The sequence below is a fragment of the Agarivorans sp. JK6 genome, assembly GCF_045277145.1.
GTDB lineage: Bacteria > Pseudomonadota > Gammaproteobacteria > Enterobacterales > Celerinatantimonadaceae > Agarivorans > Agarivorans albus.
Genome location: NZ_CP113525.1, coordinates 1,188,525 through 1,205,748, shown reverse-complemented (window position 1 = coordinate 1,205,748; position 17,224 = coordinate 1,188,525). Strand labels below are relative to the sequence as shown.

The following is a 17,224-nucleotide window of genomic DNA, read 5'->3' as shown; positions in this document are numbered from 1 at the left end:
GTCCGGCGGTGGTCTTAAATCTATTATCAAGGAGTGTAAGATGAAAAAATTGCTATGGCTAGCTTGCTGTACTGTTGGTGTATTTGGCTTAAATGCCCAAGCAAACAGCGAGCTAACGGTTTATACCTACCAAAGCTTTGTCTCTGATTGGGGGCCAGGCCCGGCCTTAAGTAAAGCCTTTGAAGCAGAATGTAACTGCAGCATTAACTGGGTAGGTTTAGACGATGGCGTAGCTATTTTGAACCGCTTAAAGCTAGAAGGGAAACGCAATAAAGCTGATGTCATTTTAGGTTTAGACACTAACCTTATCCCAGAAGCTGAAGCAATTGGTGCAGTGCAAGCCCACCAATTAACCCTTCCTAAGCTGGCCATAGACTGGCAAGACAACAACTTTGTGCCTTATGACTACGGTTACTTCGCGTTTATTTACAATACCGAGTTGTTAAAGAATAAACCTAGCTCAATGGAAGAGCTGATTAATGAGTTTGATGGCACCATTCTTTACCAAGATCCGCGAACTAGCACTGTAGGCCAAGGTTTAATGCTTTGGCTAAAAGCCCTGTATGGTGATGATACCGAGCAAGCTTGGAGCAAGTTAAAAGATAAAACGGTTACCGTAACCAAAGGCTGGAGCGAAGCTTACGGCATGTTCTTAAAAGGCGAAGCCGATTTAGTGCTTAGTTATACTACTTCCCCGGCTTACCACATGGTAGCCGAGCAAGAAAACCGCTACCAAGCGCTAGGGTTTAGTGAGGGGCACATGAGCCAAGTGGAAGTGGCTGCAATAAGTGCAACCAGCCAACAGGTAGAGCTGGCTCAGCAATTTTTGGCTTTCTTGGTTAGCGCACCTGCTCAACAGGTTATTGCTACCACCAACTGGATGCTGCCAGTAAACCCAGAAGCTGAGCTGCCAGAAGCCTTCTCAACACTTGTAACACCAAAAGCCTTAAGCCTTGACCAAGCTACTGTTAGCCAACAGCGCAAAGCGTGGACGAAAGAATGGCGTAACACGGTTAGCCAATAATAAATGATGAAGAAACTGGCGGCCATTGCGGGTTATACCGCCAGTGCATTTCTTGCCTTGGTAATTTGCGCTGCCTTTTGGGGCCTTGCAGAGCAAACCAAGGAGTTAAGCTGGAGCGCGTTTAACGATCCATATTTATGGCGAGTACTGCGCTTCAGCCTTTGGCAAGCTTTGCTGTCGGCATTGCTCGCCTGTATTGGCGGTATATTGCTCGCTCGCGCTTGGTTTTATCTTCAACCCAGAAGCCTTAACTGGCAATTGCGCCTAGCAAACTTATGTTTTGTATGCCCGGTGATTTTGGTGGTTCTAGGCTGCGTTGGTAGCTTTGGCTTAAATGGTTTTTGGCAACATTTAGCTCCTTTTTCATGGAAGATATACGGCCTATCTGGCATTTTAATCGCACACACCTTTCTAAACATGCCGCTTATAGCGCGCTATTGTTATTTACAATACCAAGCCATTCCTGCCAGCTATTGGCGCCAAGGCAAGCAACTTGGGTTCAGCCAATTTAGTTATTGGCGCTTAATCGAATGGCCAATGTTGCGCTCTCGCTTGGCAGGTTTGTTTGGCTTAGTGTTTTTATTGTGTTTTGGTAGCTTTACGATTGTGCTGGCGCTAGGTGGAGGGCCGCAAAGTACAACTCTTGAGGTGGCCATCTACCAGGCGCTTCGCTACGATTTTGATCCCTTATTCGCACTTCAATGCGCCTTATTGCAACTGCTTATAGCAACTAGCCTTGGCTGGTTATTACTGGGGCGAGAACAACAAGATAGTATTCGCCACCAACAAAGCTTAACTAGCATTCATCAACATTCCACCCTGTCACTTACCTGGCACCGTCTAATTATTACCAGCTACTATTTGTTTATAATCTCAGTTGTCTTAGGCATGTTTAGCCCGCTGTTAGCGCTTAGCTGGCAAGCCTTACCTTGGCAACAGTGGATAGAAAGCAGCTTGTGGTCGTTAAACATTGCGCTGCAAAGTGTGGTTTGGGTATTAATACTGGGCAGCGCTCTTTTGTGGCAATACAGCAGCAACTTAAGCCAAAACAAAGGCGCGAAAAGACACAAAGGCCAAGAGTTACTTGCGTCTGTGATGCTATTAGCACCAGCCATGGTGATTACCACTGGATTGTTTTTTCTACTGCTTAGCCGCACCGACATTAGCCGCTATACAGTGCCCTTAGTTGCGTTAATTAACGCCTTAATGAGCTTACCGTTTTATATGCGTAGCCTAAAACCGGCCCTCAACGACAGCGTAAAGCAATACGCCAAACTTAATCAAAGTTTAGACCTGCCAGCGCTTAGCCAAGTCCGTTTCATTTATTGGCCTTTAATGCGCAAACCCTTAAGTGTGGCGATTAGCTTGTGCATGGTTTTATCTTTGGGTGATATGGGAGTGATAGCTCTAATCGGCAGTGTTGATGTCACCACCCTGCCACTCCTCCTGTTTCAACAACTAAGTAGCTATCAATACGCTTTAGCCAGTGCCACAGGACTAATCATGCTACTACTATGCGGTGTTATATTTTACTTACTCGATATTAGCCTCGGACGAGACAATGCTGAACATATCTAAGCTACAGTGCCAACGCCATAACCAGCACTTTAGTTACTCTCTAGAAGTAAAGCCCGGTGAAGTGGTGGCCTTGTTGGGTGCCAGCGGCAGCGGAAAAAGCACCTTGCTGGAGCTTATCTCCGGGTTTGTTCAGGCTAGCTCGGGCAGTTTAAGCTGGCAAAATGAAGACTTGTTAACACTGCCGATCAATCAACGGCCGGTAACGTCGCTATTTCAGCAGCATAATTTATTTCACCACTTAAGCCTCAAGCAGAACATTGCTTTGGGTATTAGCCAACAGCTAAAGCTAAGCCCTAATCAGCAGCAACAAGTTACAGAAATTGCCAAAAACCTTGGCATCTCAGCAATTTTAGACAAACGCCCAGACCAAGTTTCTGGAGGCCAGCAACAACGCGCCGCACTAGCGCGCTGCTTAATTCGTCATCGCCCTATTCTATTGTTAGATGAACCCTTTAGTGCGCTTGATCCGATGTTACGTTTAGAGTGTTTAGAACTAGTTAAACAACTCGCTGAGCAATACCAGCTAGCGGTGTTGATGGTAACGCATCAATGGCAAGACGCATTGAGAGTTGCCCAGCGAGTGGCGTTTATTGAACAAGGTAAAACCCAGCAGTTTGCCACCGTTGATGAACTGAAACAATCGCCGGCCAATCAACACATTGCTCACTACCTGGCCTGTAGCTAGATTTTTAGCTAGTCAGCCTTCATTACAGTAAAGTTTGTGTTGATTCAGCCGATATAAGTCCAATAGTCATTTATGTACTTGGATTAGAGCTCAGATATGCAGGTTAATTACAATCTACAAGCCGCCTCGCTAGAATCTACCTATCAAGCTCGTCAACGCATCGAGAGCACCGCGCCACGTCAAACCATTACCGAGTATACGGCGCAGCGCCAAATGACTAATCCAGGTACTGCGGTATTTGGTAATAACGATGTTCAACCCGGATTAACCGCCACTCAGCTACGTGACAGTGACGACGCCAAACAAGCTAACCGTAAGGCAATTCGAGAAGCAATGGGGCGCAGTGTGGACCAATCGGCAACCCACATTCGTTTGTACTTTCAATATATGGAAGAAAAAGGCACTCGAGGCCCACAATTACTGGCTCGAGCCTAAACGCTAATTGGCAAGCGCCAACTGATACTTACTCATTATTTTCTGCAATTCTCCCGACAAACTCAACTGCTGCAAATATACATTTAGCTGTTCAATGGTTAGCGATGACTCATCACGCACGAGAGCATGCAAGCTATATACTGGGCTAAAATTATCGACCAACTTAAGTGAAGTTAATAAACTAGGTCTTTGGCGAGTAAGTGGCAGGTAATAGCTTTCGTTAACCATGGCAAAATCTACCCGGCGCTTTAACACCATTTTTATGCAGTTCATCACGTGGGAACAGGTACTAACTGCAAAGCCTTCATCGGATAAATGCTCACGCTGATGTAACTCATCAAACAATACCACGCTGTAATTATGCTCAGGCATAAACAGGCCATCTTGCTCATAATCATGCTGCTGGTGAGTGAGTAATAAGTTTCTGTCTAAAACAAGAGGAAGGCTTTGTTGTACATTGAGCTGCTGCCAACCCCACTCTAGATTTTCAAATAAGATCAGCTCAAAGCGTTGCCGCGAGAATGCGGCATGGCGGTGGTGGCGAGAGGTAGAAACAAAGCGAAACGAATACTCATCTTGAAGATGATTGAGCGCCCTTAGTATATCTAAGGTAACGCCGCTATAACGGTTGGTGGATATGTCGTGAATGACATAGGGAGGATAATCGTAACCGCCAACTTTAATCTCTATAAGTTGCTTAGCACTAGTAAACAGCGGGCACAGTGCTACTAAGCCCCATAGATACATCCTTGTTTGTAACATCTAGCACACCCCAAACAACCATCAAGCAAATATAAAATAAACATGAGAACCACTAAACAATCATCATGCAGAAATGCCTTATCCAACACACTTTTACTTAGCTAAGTACCAAAGTTAGCAGCCATCAACCAGCAACTAATTCTAAAAAATATATAAATAACAGTATTTAAATCCACAAAATAGTCAAAAAGGCTTGATAATTGCTTTGTATACAGCAATATCAATATTTTGACTCGCAGTTTGAGGACTTTTAAGTGAATAAAGCTTTGTTACCCAGTTTGGTTGCCACCCTTGTGTTAAGTGGCTGCGGAGGAGGTGACAGCTCACCTTCTACTCCGAGTACCCCTAAGTACAATTGGCAAATAATCCAATTGCATACTCTAAAAGAGAGCGATGTAAAATCGGGCTGTATTATTTATGGCACTTCTGAAAGCGATGCTAGCCGAGTAATTACCGCATCGGTCGCTAATGCTGGATACAATGTTTTGTTCCACAATGCAGATGGTTCGATTATTGAAGAACACACTATTCCAGCGATAGATGTTCCTAGCAGCGGCATTGTGACTATAGATAGTGGCTTAGTGCCAGATGACGGCTATGTATCTTTAGAAGAGGTTGATAGCAACTTAAGCGGTAACCCTGACGTATACATGTTTAGTGTGGAAAAAGACCTATTAAGCCACAAGGTGTTAAATGTACGCTCAGCACAAACTGGCAGCGAGTGCTACAAGGGCAAAGACTATCGCTCAATCAGTGATACCGCCGATTCGGCAGCATTAACAGTACTTCAAGAAAGTGGCGTAAGTTACTACCAAACTAGCTATTCTGCGGATGCGGTATCGGGCAGAGAGATCGCCTCCCACATTCCGGTAATCTCGCCGCTTCCCGCCGCCCGAGATACCCTAGTTACCGCTTTTTACACCAGCAATAACGACCAACATACAGACCTAGCTTTTTATGGCTTTATTGAGCCTAGCTTTGTTTACGACACTGAAGACTACGATGAAATTGTAGCTGCTAGTTTGAGCAATCAAGATCTCATGCCAATGTATTGGCAAAGTGCCGCTAACCTAGATCTTGACGAAGGCAGCGCCATCTTGGCAATCCACAACAATCAAAGCTATCAATGGCAAACCCTTTATCATGATGTTGATGAGTTTACGATTGCCGCTGACTACAATGAGGTTAGCCACTGGTTAGGTTTATTCTCAGGCATCAGCAATGATAGCTCTTGGCAATTTGAGAGCGTAATGGCGATAGATGAGCAAGATAGTAACCTAGAGGTAAGTTTACCTGAGTTAGCGCCAATAACTGGTGTAGATATTCAGCAGCAATGCCCTACCGCACTCGATAACGCTAAGTTCTGTATCGACAATGCTGGCAGCTTCTCTGAAGAGGACTTTGCCCTGCAACGCAGCCACATAAAAGTACTAACCAATAATAACCGCGCCTTCTATCAAAGTATTTATGCCCAGCCAAAAGCGCAGCAACCACTTTTAGAGAGCAGCGCTATTGAACTATCGATTCAAGATATTGAAGGCCTAGAGCTGGCCTTAATAGATGGCGAATTAGCAAGCTCGCAACAAGATTACTTTATGGCTAAATACCTTGATAGTAGAGGCATCGCAGAAACAGGTCAGGGTGGCACCTTTAGTGATGCCAATGGTTTCATCATCACTCCCGATGACTACCAAGAACTGTATTTAGATATGCTGAAAAGCAGTACTACCGTGGTGCAGAAAGCTAAATAAAGCATTGAGATGTGCTCCTACCGGCGATAAAGCTAGGAGCACTCTTGCCTTGGCCTAAGAAAGACGTAGTGCTTCCACTGCGTCTAATCGATGGGCCAATAACGTGTCAACATTGTCACCGTGCTCTGGGTAATAAGCCCAGCCCATTTTTAAACTGTCTAAGGCCACCCCCTCAAGCTGCTTTTGTAACTCACTACTGAGCTTACTGGCAACGGTACTTACCGCTCCCCTACTGGTGCCATACAACAAAGCAATTAATTCACCCTCTTTAAACTGGGCAATGCTGTCTGAACGGCGCAACTGTTCTTGCAAAACTTTAGCAACAATAGCGCAGACCAAAGAGCTATCGTTGCTGGCGTAATGCAAGGTGAGAATGGCAAAAGGCTCGTGATTACGCTGGCTTAAGCGCATGGCTTGAATCAGCAGTTCTCGAAACAACGGGGCAGAAAGTAAACCGCTTTGCGGATCACGCAGTTTAGCTTCGTCGTTTATCACTGGCATGGTTAAGGGTAATACACTTGCCAATAAATACTGCTGCTGTTGAATTTCAACCGGCATTCCGTGAATACGTAACCACTCATCATCGCTGTGGCAATAGTGACAGAAAAAGGCTTGTTGGCTTTGCAAACTGGTATGTAAGGCTTGTTGAAAGGCAGCGCGACAACGTACGTCAATTCGTTCCAGCCATTGCTCTAGGCTAAGCTGCTCAGAACGACCATCTTGCCAGGGGTAGCGCACCGACACTTGGCCGTTCTCAGGCTGCAGTAACCAATACCCACTATCGGCTTCTACAATGCCATGAAAAAAGCTCACCAGATCTATTTCTGCCACTACTACGTCCCTGAAGTTTGCGTGATTATCAGTATAGCAGAGTTAAATCAGGGGCTTAGCTTAAGCGGGGGAAAGCGGTAGTTGAATAAACGCTAAGTAAATAAAAAGGCCGAGCAAGCTCGGCCTTATCAATAATTATATTATTACTAAATGAGTTCTAAGTTCTGCATCACATTGCGGATACGGGTCTTGGTTGACTCTGACAATTCTGTCACCGGCAAACGGCATTCTGCTTGGCATTTATTCAACAAAGACATCGCGAATTTAGCACCTGCAGGGCTAGGCTCGGCAAACATCGCCTGGTGTAAAGGAATCAACTTATCTTGAATCTCACTAGCTTTAGCATAATCACCGTCTAGGGTGGCTTGCTGCATTTGAGCACACAGTTTTGGCGCTACATTGGCCGTAACCGAAATACAGCCTTGGCCACCACTCACGTTGTAAGATACTGCAGTGGCATCTTCACCACTTAACCAGCAAAAGTCTTGCTCAATTAATTGGCGCTCAAACAATGGGCGAGATAAATCACCAGTTGCATCTTTAACACCAACAATGCGTGGTAACTGCGCCAGCTTAGCAATAGTGCTAGGGCTTAAATCTACCACTGCGCGTGGTGGAATATTGTATAAAACAATTGGGATGTCGGTGGCATCGTGCAGCATTTTAAAGTGTTGGAACAAGCCATCTTGATTTGGACGATTGTAATATCCCGCCACATGCAAGGTAGCATCGGCGCCAGCTTGTTGAGCAGCCTTAGTATATTCGATGGCTTCGATTGGGTTGTTTGAACCAGCACCAGCAATAACAGGCACTCGCCCTTTTGCCTGCTCTACTACCGCTTTAACTACAGCAATATGCTCATCGTGAGTTAAGGTTGGGCTTTCACCAGTTGTACCTACAGGCACAATACCGTGAGTACCTTGGCCAATATGCCACTCAACTAACTCGCGAATCGCCGCATAATCTACTTCACCTTCAATAAAGGGAGTAACCAACGCTACTATCGATCCTTTAAACATGCCCGCTCCATCACTTACTTCAAAAATAAAAAAACCCGGTCACAGTGGCCGGGTTCAAAAACGTTTTTTCGATTTAGTTACACCCAGCCGTTAACCACCCGCGTTTTAATTCGGGCCGTTTATACTTCTTCAATTCTAAAGAAAATGGCAACAAGGTGTTGTCCTTAACAATCAAAATTCTTGCTAGCTAGTTTCCTTAGCACGCGGTAAAAGTCAAGTAACCTGAAAAATAAATCCGCATAAGTTCTCATGAGATAGCCTTTTCCCTTAAAACTTTTTATCATTGCGGGCAACCACGCCCCAACCAAGCCAGATTATGAATACCTCTCCACACGCCACTAGCCAAGTTCTTGCTCGCCATGATGACTTGTTTTCTCAACAACATCTTGTAGTGGCTGGCCAGTTAGCTGATAACTACCCGTTGAACTTGTTGGAGCAGGTGGCTTCGTTGCAGGTATGTTGTAGTCATTTTGGCCACCATCAATATTTTGCTAAGCAAGCAAGCAGCAAGCTCTCCAGTCAATTTAGCGCAGCACCAAGCTTAGCCAGCAACAGCAATGCTTTGCTGCTATTTATGCCTAAGGCCAAACAAGAAGCCGCCTATTTATTTGCCTGCATTTTGCCGCAGCTTGAAGTTGGCGCTGAGATATTTGTAGTGGGCGAAAACCGCGGCGGCGTAAAAAGTTGCGAAAAGCTGCTGGCGGAATTTGGTATTAAAGTAAATAAAATCGACAGTGCACGCCGTTGTGGGCTCTATTTTGGCGTGCTCAATCAAGCTGCACCACAGTTTGATGCTAGCCAATGGCAAAACAGCTTTGAGGTAGCACTTCCTAATGCTTCGCTTAAAGTAAAGTCCCTCCCTGGGGTATTTAATCATGGAAAACTCGATGAAGGCAGCCAATTGTTATTGGAGCACCTGCCCACTTTGCATGGCAGCGTGCTCGACTTTGGGTGCGGAGCGGGCATTATTGGTGCAAGCCAAGCGCTGTTACACAATGTAGACATAAGCCTGCTCGATGTGAGTGCATATGCCATTGCAAGCAGTAAGGCTACTCTGCAAGAAAACCAACTCACTGGAACGGTAATTGCTTCGGATGGTTTAAGCGAGGTGAAACAGCGCTTCGATTTTATTGTAAGCAATCCGCCTTTTCATGCTGGAATTGATACCCAATATGAAACCACCGAGACGTTTCTTGCTCAGGCAAAACAACACTTAAACGCCAACGGTGAACTGTGGTTAGTCGCCAATAGTTTCTTACAATACGAAGCACTAATAAAGCAGCACTTCTCCCGCTTTGAAAATGTACTCGACAACAAAAAATTTAAGATTTTGCGTTGTTGTGTATAGAAAGAACTTTTTTTTAATGTGGAATTACTAAAACCCAGTTTCTGCTATTTACATTAAGGTAAATATCTGGAAACTAAGCCAAGCCACTTTGAAAACGATTTCACGAAACTGACACAATTACAGAGGTACAAAGTCTCATGGCAGGAATTCTTACAATGATCCTCGCTGGTGGTGAAGGTACTCGCCTTTATCCACTCACCGATAGCCGCACCAAGCCAGCGGTTCCGTTTGGAGGAAGTTACAGGCTGATCGACTTTGCCTTAAATAACTTTGTTAACTCTGACTTCTTAAAAATCTACGTGCTAACTCAGTTTAAATCGCAATCGTTAAACATTCACTTGCGCCAAGCTTGGCACTTATCAGGTATTACCGATCGCTTTATTGATGCGGTTCCAGCGCAAATGCGAGTAGGCAAACGTTGGTACGACGGCACAGCGGATGCTATTTACCAAAATGCCCGCTTCATTGAAATTAACGAACCTGAGCATGTATGTATTTTTGGTAGCGACCATATCTACAAAATGGACGTACGCCAAATGGTAGATGAACACCGCCGCAAAGAGGCTGCACTTACTGTAGCGGCGATTAAAGTACCTAAAGAACAAGCCGATCAATTTGGCATTATTGAAGTAGATGAAGAAGGCCGCATGATAGGTTTTGAAGAAAAACCTAAAGTGAACCCTAAAACGATTCCTGGCGACCCTGACCACGTTCTTGCTTCTATGGGTAACTACGTATTCGAACGTAAAACCCTATTAGAAGCCTTATACGACGATGCCAAAGAAGACAGCTCAACCCACGATTTTGGCCACGACATCATTCCAAAGCTTTACCCTAAAGGAAAAGTATTTGCTTATGACTTCACCCAAAATACCATTCCTGGCGAAACGGTAAGTGGCTACTGGCGTGATGTAGGTACCCTAGATGCTTATTGGGCAGCCCACATGGACTTGTTGGATGAAGAGCCACCATTCTCACTATATAACCCCAAGTTTCCACTACATACCCACTACCCACCGCTACCACCGGCCACATTTAAAGATGTTGGCGACAAAAAGGTCAGCGTTAGCCAATCACTAATTTCTGCTGGTAGCTTTATTTTGGGCTCAGAAGTTAACCGCAGCGTGTTTGGATTTAGAAGCCACGTACGTCCAGGTTCGGTAGTTAGCGAATCGGTGCTTATTGGTAATTGTAGAATTGGTGAAGGTTGTCAGATCCGCCGTACTATCATCGATAAAAACGCAGAAATTGCACCGGGCACTATTATTGGTGAGAACCTCGAGGAAGATCGCAAGCGCTTTACGGTATCCCCAGAAGGGATTGTTGTGATACCGAAAAACGCCAAGGTAGGCTTTTAAGCTGCAAATTGCCTTGAAAACAAATAAGCAATTACTCTAATATTGTTTCACATAAGGCACCCTTCGGTGCCTTAATCGTTAAGGAGTGCTCTGTGACAGCCCATCCTGTCAAGATTCTGTTTGTAGCTTCTGAAGTAGAAAGCTTAGCTAAAACAGGTGGCTTAGCCGACGTTGCTAAAGCCTTACCGCTGGCTCTGAAGGAACATGGCCAAGACGTAAGAATTATTATGCCGTTTTATAAAACTATAAATCGTCATGATGAAGCCGAGAAAATTCTCGACCTTAGCCTTCAAACTAGCCATGGTTGCCAAGATATTGATTATGCAGTCTTCAAGCTGATGCTCGAAGATGTGCCCGTTTACTTAATTCAGCAAAATGATTATTTTGAGCGGGACCAATTGTACAGCGAAGGTGAGTTTGCCTACGATGACAACGGCGAACGCTTTACCTTTTTCTCTCGTGCAGTATTCCAAGTGGCCGAAGCCCTTGAGTTTAAACCAGACATTTTCCATTGTAATGACTGGCACACTGCGCTTATACCTTACTTGCTCAAGCAAAAATTTGCTCATCACCCATTTTTCTGTAACAGCAAATCGGTACTTACTATCCATAATGCGGCCTTCCAAGGCATTTTTGAGAAGCACCAGTTCCAGCTTTTAGAAGGTTTAGCCGATGGCTTAGTTGATCAAATACTTGATGGCTACAACTGCATTAACTTGCTTAAAGCTGGCATTCGCTTTGCCGACAAAATCAATGCGGTAAGCCCAAATTACGCTCAGGAATTACTCACCCGTTTAGGCTCACACGGCCTTTGTGACTATTTTGAGCAGCGCCGCGGCGATTTGGTAGGCATATTAAACGGTTGTGAATACTCCGACTGGGACCCAGCAACCGACAAGTATATTCCAACAAACTACTCTGCCGCTGATATGAGTGGTAAAGCTGTTTGTCGCCAAGAACTTCAAGTTGAAACAGATTTAGCCCAGCTAAACGTGCCAATTTTTGGCATGGTATGTCGCTTAACCGAGCAAAAAGGCTTTTACCTGTTGCTACCTGCCCTACAACAGTTTTTACGCCACAATGTACAAGTGGTGATAGTAGGCACTGGTGATAGCGGCATCGTGGCTGAACTTGAGTCAATGCAAAAACAATGGCCAGATAAACTGCGGTTTATTCATGCTTATAGCAATGAGATGGCCCATTTAGTGGAAGCTGGCGCAGACTTCTTCTTAATGCCTTCATTGTTTGAACCATGTGGCCTAAACCAAATGTACAGCCTAGCCTATGGCACCTTGCCAATTGTGCGTGGCGTTGGCGGCCTAAGAGACACGGTAAGCGATTACGATGAAGATGCAGAAAACGCCACCGGGCATATCTTCTATGATCCGGAACCAGCCGATTTACTAAACATTTTGCGCCGGGCCCTGTTACTTTATTTAGAACATCCGGAAGAGTTTCAGGCGATGCGCCATCGCGCAATGCTGTCTCGATTCCATTGGAAGGAGTCAGTTTGGCAATACGAAGCCTTGTATAATGACGCCTTAAATGTGAATCCGGTTCAACATCAATAAGATTAAACAGCTAGAGAGTGGCGACTCTGGCTTTTCTTATATAACCTGAATGTATACATTTACTTGAGGGAAAGATAATGCGCTTATCAGAGGAAATTCATAATTTTACTGAGTTCCTACTAGGTGAACAAATTCATGCCTTAGAGATCCATAAGCGCTGTGACCTAGATACTCTGCAAGATTTATGTTGCTTAGTGCTCAATCGTTTACCACCACGTTATATTCGTCATGACGTGGATGTACTAAGCGCCATTAGCGATGCAGAACGGGAACAATTGGTTGAAAAAACCAAAGTGGCAATTGAAGAAAGCCTAAAATTTCTAGAGCAAGATCGTCGCCAAGCACCACGCGATTAGTTATACCAATCACACTAACTCAGTGATCAGAAATAGCGCAGGAAAAATACTCGAGAATAAGGCAGGATTTTTCGATAAGTAGTTATTCTACAATCAAAAATGCTAACGCAGTTATCGAGTATTTTAACCAGATAGAATGAACGGTTACTTAGTACGATTGGTATTATTTAGGTAAACTTAGCTCTAGTTCGATAGAGGTACAGCCCTTGGCGCAATAAACGCCAGGGGCTTTTTCTTGCCCAGGTAACACTACCGCCAAAGGCTGCTTACAATGCTCACACTGCTTAGTTTTGCCTGCCAATACTTGCTTAATTAAGTTTCGCTGCTGAGCATAGGCATTTGCACTGCGCTTATTGAGTTCTTTAAATTCCGACATAATAAATACTCTTTCTTTACTCCCGCTACTGTAGAGCGTGAGCCCTAGGCTTACAATATCAAATCGACTTGCTTGGGCTATTTGCAATAAACTTATACTAGTTTTGGTTAATTACTCAGCATAGAGCACCTAATTATCGAAAAGTTTACTCCAAATAGACGTGGACGGGTTTCTTGGCAACGATGTAAGAAGGTAGTAGGGCTGCTATGCACGACTTAAAGAATAAAAGGCATCTACATTAACCTGAAGAAAATGGCATTAACAAGCTTGGCTAGTATTGCACTGCCAAGCTTTTGAGTAATACCCTACATCGCGTAGATATAATAAATTTGCGACTTCATTCGAATGATAATGCCGCGAATCACATCTAAAAAGTTCATAAATGCTATGGGCTTTTCACCACTTATCCAGGCCAAACCTACCGCACCAACGGGGATATCGTAGCCTTCTGGCTCATTGATTTTTAAGCGTACGAAGTGATGCTTGTTCTTAACATTCATGCCGGTAGTTTGACGCACCTGATCGTCTCGCCCCATTAAGTTGCCCTGTGATTCGCCCGAGGCTTCAACAATCCCCTCCACTTCTGCTACAAAAATCTGCCCAGGGTATACCGCTGTAGCAAATTCGGCGCTTTGGCCAACTTTAATATTGCGAATTGCTTGGTGATTAACCCTCATCAGTACGTACTTTTCATTGGTATACATTTGCATTCTTGGCACTACCCCTACGTATTGTCCTTCGCGCATAATAAAGTTGGTGACGTAACCATCGGCTGGAGCATATATTTTAGTATTGTCTAAGTTCCACTGTGCTTTTTTCAAAAGCTCCTCAGCTGACATCACTTCAACCTGTTTGCTGTCTACTGCCAGCTCCGCTTTACTCAAAAGTACTTGCGCTTTGCTCACACTTACTTTGGCTTTTTCTCGCTCTGCTTTTAACCGCTCTAACTCCACCTTTGCGAGCTCAACCTCTGTGTCTTGCTCATCTAAACGCGACTCGGTTACCGAGTGGTTTAAGGCTAGGTTTTGCTCCAGGTAACGCTGGTAGGTTGTTTGTTTTAACTTTAAGTTCTCGCGTGCTGCTAAAATTTCCTGCTCGGTAATAGCAATATCTGCGGATTTCTCTGCCAAGTTAGCTTGGTTGATGTTAACTTCTTCGCGAGCCACCTCTAAAGCAACCATTGCTGCAGTTAGATCGGCTTTGGCTTTGTTTCGTTCAATCACGTAAATGTCGTCGTCAATCTCAAACATCAACTGACCACTACGAATCTCTTGATTAGGCTTAATGTGGATACTCTTCACTGCTCCTTTGATTTTGGTAGAAGCGGGACGAACTTGAATATGAGGCGACTGCACCAGAGATCCCCCAGACAAATCCATTGGTGTATAGGTAATTAAGCCAACCCATACAAACAACAACCAAGTGCCGCCCCCCAGATAAGCAAACAGTTTGGAGTACTTATTCCAAGGCATCCCCACCAAGCGAAGCAGATAAATAAACAAAGCCCATACCGCTAAACCCTCAAGCATTATGTTGCTCCTCTACTGTAGCTTCAGCTTCTGTGTTGGCTTGCTGCATGTCGTTTTCTTTCCAAATATCGCGGATACGACATAGGGCTTTTTCACCATCAACAAAGGCAATTATGACAGCGATAACCCACACCCAGTGCCAAATAAACCCTATCCAGGTGAGCGCACTAATAAGCCCTATTTGCTGGTGCTTTTTGCTATGAGCCTTATGCACAGGTAACTCATGAATTTTCCAAAAACCAAAGCCAATAGCGACAATGGTTCCTAGCAAAACAGTAATAGCCACTGCATGTAATGCAGTATCTGCAGCTCCGCCAACAAACGGCATGCTTACTAAACTCATAAAGGAATCTCTTATCGGTAAACTAAAAATCAAAGCATTGTGCGACCGAATATGAGAAGATACTTAACTAAGGATAGATTTAATCTAATTTGAACAATATTTGATTCAAAGTGTGAAAATAAATAGCGAGTGGTGATGAAAGAGTTTGATATTGGTTTTATTCGGCTTAATTTTGTTAAACCCTTACTCGATGGCTTATACCTTGAGTTTTCGATTAAGCCCGATGATCTTGGCATTCCTAAAGCCTTGCTCGAAGAACCACTTTCTCTCATTCCCTTAAACTTCGCCAATCATTGGATTGAACGCGCTGAGCACTTAAGCCAAGACCCCTTATTTATGCTTAAGCTATCTCCTTATATTCGCTTTGAGAATGTTCAACTATTTAACAAATGGGTATATTACACTCCCGATTTTGTAGTGACGTTTCGCCGAGTTAACTATGGCTGTTCACTGCTCCAATCTGGCTGCTCTTTAAGCGGATTACAATCGGGAAATATTGTGAAATGGACCTACAGTAATCCCTATGCAAGCCACCAAGCGCGCCTGCATGATAGCCTGCGTATGGCAATTATGATGGTAAATATGTTGCGCTATTACCTAGGGAATGACTTCTCGCCCCTACAAGTTTCGTTAACCGGGCCCGCTACCGATCGTAATCGCCTAGAAACATTTTTTGGCTGTAAAGTTAAGCTGAGCAGTGCCCAAACCGAAGTATGGGTGAATGCTTCGGTCACTCATTTAGACGATAAAAGCCAATGGCAAAAACATGGGCCTCTACGTTTAAGTGATGCCCAGCTTGATGAATATATTAATATTCCCCAGCCCCACGATATGGTTAAGTCACTGTATTCGCTAATAAACTTTTCCCGCTATTACGGACGCCCAAACGTAGACTTTCTGGCTGATGGTCTAGGCATATCACGTCAGCAATTACAACGCCGCTTATCTGCTCATGGCTGGAATTTTTCAGCCATGACAGCCAACGTATTATGTAACGAAGCGGTACAGTATCTGTTTAAAGGCTATGACATTAGCGATATTTCCCAGCGTTTATCCTACAGCAACGAACAAAGTTTTTGCCGAGCTTTTAAACGCCTTCGCGGCATGACTCCTTACCAATATTTACAGAAAATTAAGGCAAAAATATAAGCGCTATTCACGCCCTTCTTGGTGCTGCGGCAAGTTATCGCAAATATCGAACCAGTTAGCTTTATAAGCTACAAAGATATGTGCGTCTGGTTTTAGCTTTATGTCAGTATCGAGAGTAGCCAAGCTAAACTCTATAAAACGGCCATCATCATTGGCGGGTGCAAAGCTTAAGCTTGAGCCACACTCGCTGCAAAATTGCCTTACAGTGCCATTCTCAGCAGTGAATTTCTTTAAGTATTCCAAACCGCTTGTCCAGCGAAAGTTCTCGGTTTTAGCTTCACCATAGGTTGCAAAGGCAGCCCCATGAAACTTTCTGCACATACTGCAATGACAATGCCCCATTCGAGGCTCAAGTTGCTCAACTTGATAGCTCACTTTTCCACATAAGCAACGCCCTGTCATTTTGCTCATAGCGAATTCCTTAACCAATAGTGGGAATGAATTATCACCTTACACTGATAATCCGCGTTTGTTGAGTCAGCAAAAATATGCCACCATCTGGACTTATAACCATGACTTAATCGAATACGCTCATTTATAGGACTTTAGTTAATGTTGAAGATCATCAACAACAAGGACTTTTCAGACTTTAGCGACAAGGCTAAAGCAGCGCCACGCCAACGCAGCCATCACAATTTACACGAAACCTTAGACGCTGGTGTGCAACGCTTGTTTATTGCTACAGAGCCCAATACCTATATGCGTCCGCACCGCCATAGTGAAGCCCACAAATGGGAGCTATTTTTAGTGCTAAAAGGACAACTCGACTTACTAATATTTAATGAGCAAGGCGAAGTTACCGAGCGCTATAGTTTGTCCCCAGAAACCAACCGAGCTATCGAAGTTCCACCCAATGTTTGGCATGGATATGCTTGTATGCAAGCTGGAACAGTCGGCCTAGAGATAAAAGAAGGTGCCTATGTGCCCACACCCGCAGAAGATTTTGCGCCTTGGTCTCCAGCTGAAGGAGAAGACAGAGCAGATGAGTATCGCGAGTGGATGCGCAGTGCTCAAGTGAAGTAAGCAATTTGCTATGTTTAGCTGAGTATAAAGTGTACTTGGCTAAACAAAACACCTTGTATTCTCAAGCGTTTATTCCGTATTGCTTA

At 44.3% G+C, this 17,224-nt stretch carries 18 protein-coding genes; 11 read left to right on the top strand and 7 right to left on the bottom strand.

The genetic code is table 11. The annotated features are described in order from the left end of the window. Window positions 1–40 precede the first annotated feature (40 nt). The 4 genes from thiB to OV592_RS05670 all read left to right on the top strand — a co-directional run bounded on the left by thiB (window position 41) and on the right by OV592_RS05670 (window position 3,722). Window positions 41–1,024, top strand: a complete 984-nt coding sequence (gene thiB, locus OV592_RS05685; protein WP_406610706.1) for a thiamine ABC transporter substrate binding subunit — start codon at window positions 41–43, stop codon at window positions 1,022–1,024. A 3-nt stretch (window positions 1,025–1,027) separates the two neighbouring features. Then, on the top strand, window positions 1,028–2,602 hold the full coding sequence (locus tag OV592_RS05680) for a hypothetical protein (protein ID WP_406610705.1): 1,575 nt from the start codon (window positions 1,028–1,030) through the stop codon (window positions 2,600–2,602). Continuing rightward, the gene (gene thiQ / locus OV592_RS05675; protein WP_406610704.1) at window positions 2,586–3,287 is read left to right on the top strand and encodes a thiamine ABC transporter ATP-binding protein; all 702 of its coding nucleotides are present in this window, start codon (window positions 2,586–2,588) and stop codon (window positions 3,285–3,287) included. The genes OV592_RS05680 and thiQ overlap by 17 nt, the downstream gene beginning before the upstream one ends. A 96-nt stretch (window positions 3,288–3,383) precedes the next feature. After that, the gene (locus OV592_RS05670; protein ID WP_016402916.1) at window positions 3,384–3,722 is read left to right on the top strand and encodes a hypothetical protein; all 339 of its coding nucleotides are present in this window, start codon (window positions 3,384–3,386) and stop codon (window positions 3,720–3,722) included. 3 nt (window positions 3,723–3,725) lie between these two features. Here OV592_RS05670 and OV592_RS05665 read toward each other — a convergent pair whose 3' ends face one another. After that, entirely contained in the window at window positions 3,726–4,484 is a 759-nt protein-coding gene (locus OV592_RS05665; RefSeq protein ID WP_406610703.1) for a hypothetical protein, read from the bottom strand. A 254-nt stretch (window positions 4,485–4,738) separates the two neighbouring features. Between OV592_RS05665 and OV592_RS05660 the strand changes: the two genes are divergently transcribed. Continuing rightward, complete coding sequence (locus OV592_RS05660) at window positions 4,739–6,235, top strand: hypothetical protein (protein ID WP_406610702.1); 1,497 nt, start codon at window positions 4,739–4,741, stop codon at window positions 6,233–6,235. A gap of 54 nt (window positions 6,236–6,289) precedes the next feature. Here OV592_RS05660 and OV592_RS05655 read toward each other — a convergent pair whose 3' ends face one another. Then, window positions 6,290–7,066 carry a GGDEF domain-containing protein gene (locus tag OV592_RS05655; RefSeq protein ID WP_406610701.1) on the bottom strand — a complete coding sequence of 259 codons (777 nt, stop codon included), beginning with the start codon at window positions 7,064–7,066 and terminating at the stop codon, window positions 6,290–6,292. A 146-nt stretch (window positions 7,067–7,212) separates the two neighbouring features. Further along, entirely contained in the window at window positions 7,213–8,085 is an 873-nt protein-coding gene (dapA, locus tag OV592_RS05650) for a 4-hydroxy-tetrahydrodipicolinate synthase (protein WP_406610700.1), read from the bottom strand. A gap of 316 nt (window positions 8,086–8,401) precedes the next feature. Between dapA and rsmC the strand changes: the two genes are divergently transcribed. From rsmC to OV592_RS05630, 4 genes are all read left to right on the top strand, one after another. Beyond that, the gene (gene rsmC / locus OV592_RS05645) at window positions 8,402–9,433 is read left to right on the top strand and encodes a 16S rRNA (guanine(1207)-N(2))-methyltransferase RsmC (protein WP_406610699.1); all 1,032 of its coding nucleotides are present in this window, start codon (window positions 8,402–8,404) and stop codon (window positions 9,431–9,433) included. 116 nt (window positions 9,434–9,549) lie between these two features. Then, complete coding sequence (gene glgC, locus OV592_RS05640) at window positions 9,550–10,791, top strand: glucose-1-phosphate adenylyltransferase (protein ID WP_256471422.1); 1,242 nt, start codon at window positions 9,550–9,552, stop codon at window positions 10,789–10,791. 92 nt (window positions 10,792–10,883) lie between these two features. Continuing rightward, window positions 10,884–12,362, top strand: coding sequence for a glycogen synthase GlgA (gene glgA, locus OV592_RS05635; RefSeq protein WP_016402923.1), 1,479 nt, complete (start codon window positions 10,884–10,886; stop codon window positions 12,360–12,362). Between the two features lie 77 nt (window positions 12,363–12,439). After that, complete coding sequence (locus OV592_RS05630; RefSeq protein WP_016402924.1) at window positions 12,440–12,718, top strand: late competence development ComFB family protein; 279 nt, start codon at window positions 12,440–12,442, stop codon at window positions 12,716–12,718. Between the two features lie 163 nt (window positions 12,719–12,881). Here OV592_RS05630 and OV592_RS05625 read toward each other — a convergent pair whose 3' ends face one another. The 3 genes from OV592_RS05625 to OV592_RS05615 form a co-directional block, all read right to left on the bottom strand. Then, entirely contained in the window at window positions 12,882–13,094 is a 213-nt protein-coding gene (locus OV592_RS05625) for a hypothetical protein (protein WP_406610698.1), read from the bottom strand. Between the two features lie 305 nt (window positions 13,095–13,399). Further along, window positions 13,400–14,623: an HlyD family secretion protein gene (locus OV592_RS05620; RefSeq protein ID WP_406610697.1), complete on the bottom strand. Its 1,224-nt coding sequence runs from the start codon at window positions 14,621–14,623 to the stop codon at window positions 13,400–13,402. After that, complete coding sequence (locus OV592_RS05615; RefSeq protein WP_406610696.1) at window positions 14,616–14,966, bottom strand: MFS transporter; 351 nt, start codon at window positions 14,964–14,966, stop codon at window positions 14,616–14,618. Before OV592_RS05615 ends, OV592_RS05620 begins: the two co-directional genes overlap by 8 nt. Before the next feature lie 135 nt (window positions 14,967–15,101). On the opposite strand from OV592_RS05615, the gene OV592_RS05610 reads away from it, so the two are divergent. Further along, on the top strand, window positions 15,102–16,115 hold the full coding sequence (locus OV592_RS05610; protein ID WP_406610695.1) for a helix-turn-helix domain-containing protein: 1,014 nt from the start codon (window positions 15,102–15,104) through the stop codon (window positions 16,113–16,115). 3 nt (window positions 16,116–16,118) lie between these two features. Here the strand turns inward: OV592_RS05610 and OV592_RS05605 are convergent, their stop codons facing one another. Beyond that, entirely contained in the window at window positions 16,119–16,526 is a 408-nt protein-coding gene (locus tag OV592_RS05605) for a GFA family protein (protein ID WP_406610694.1), read from the bottom strand. A gap of 141 nt (window positions 16,527–16,667) precedes the next feature. Between OV592_RS05605 and OV592_RS05600 the strand changes: the two genes are divergently transcribed. Beyond that, window positions 16,668–17,138 carry a WbuC family cupin fold metalloprotein gene (locus OV592_RS05600; RefSeq protein ID WP_406610693.1) on the top strand — a complete coding sequence of 157 codons (471 nt, stop codon included), beginning with the start codon at window positions 16,668–16,670 and terminating at the stop codon, window positions 17,136–17,138. Window positions 17,139–17,224 lie beyond the last annotated feature (86 nt).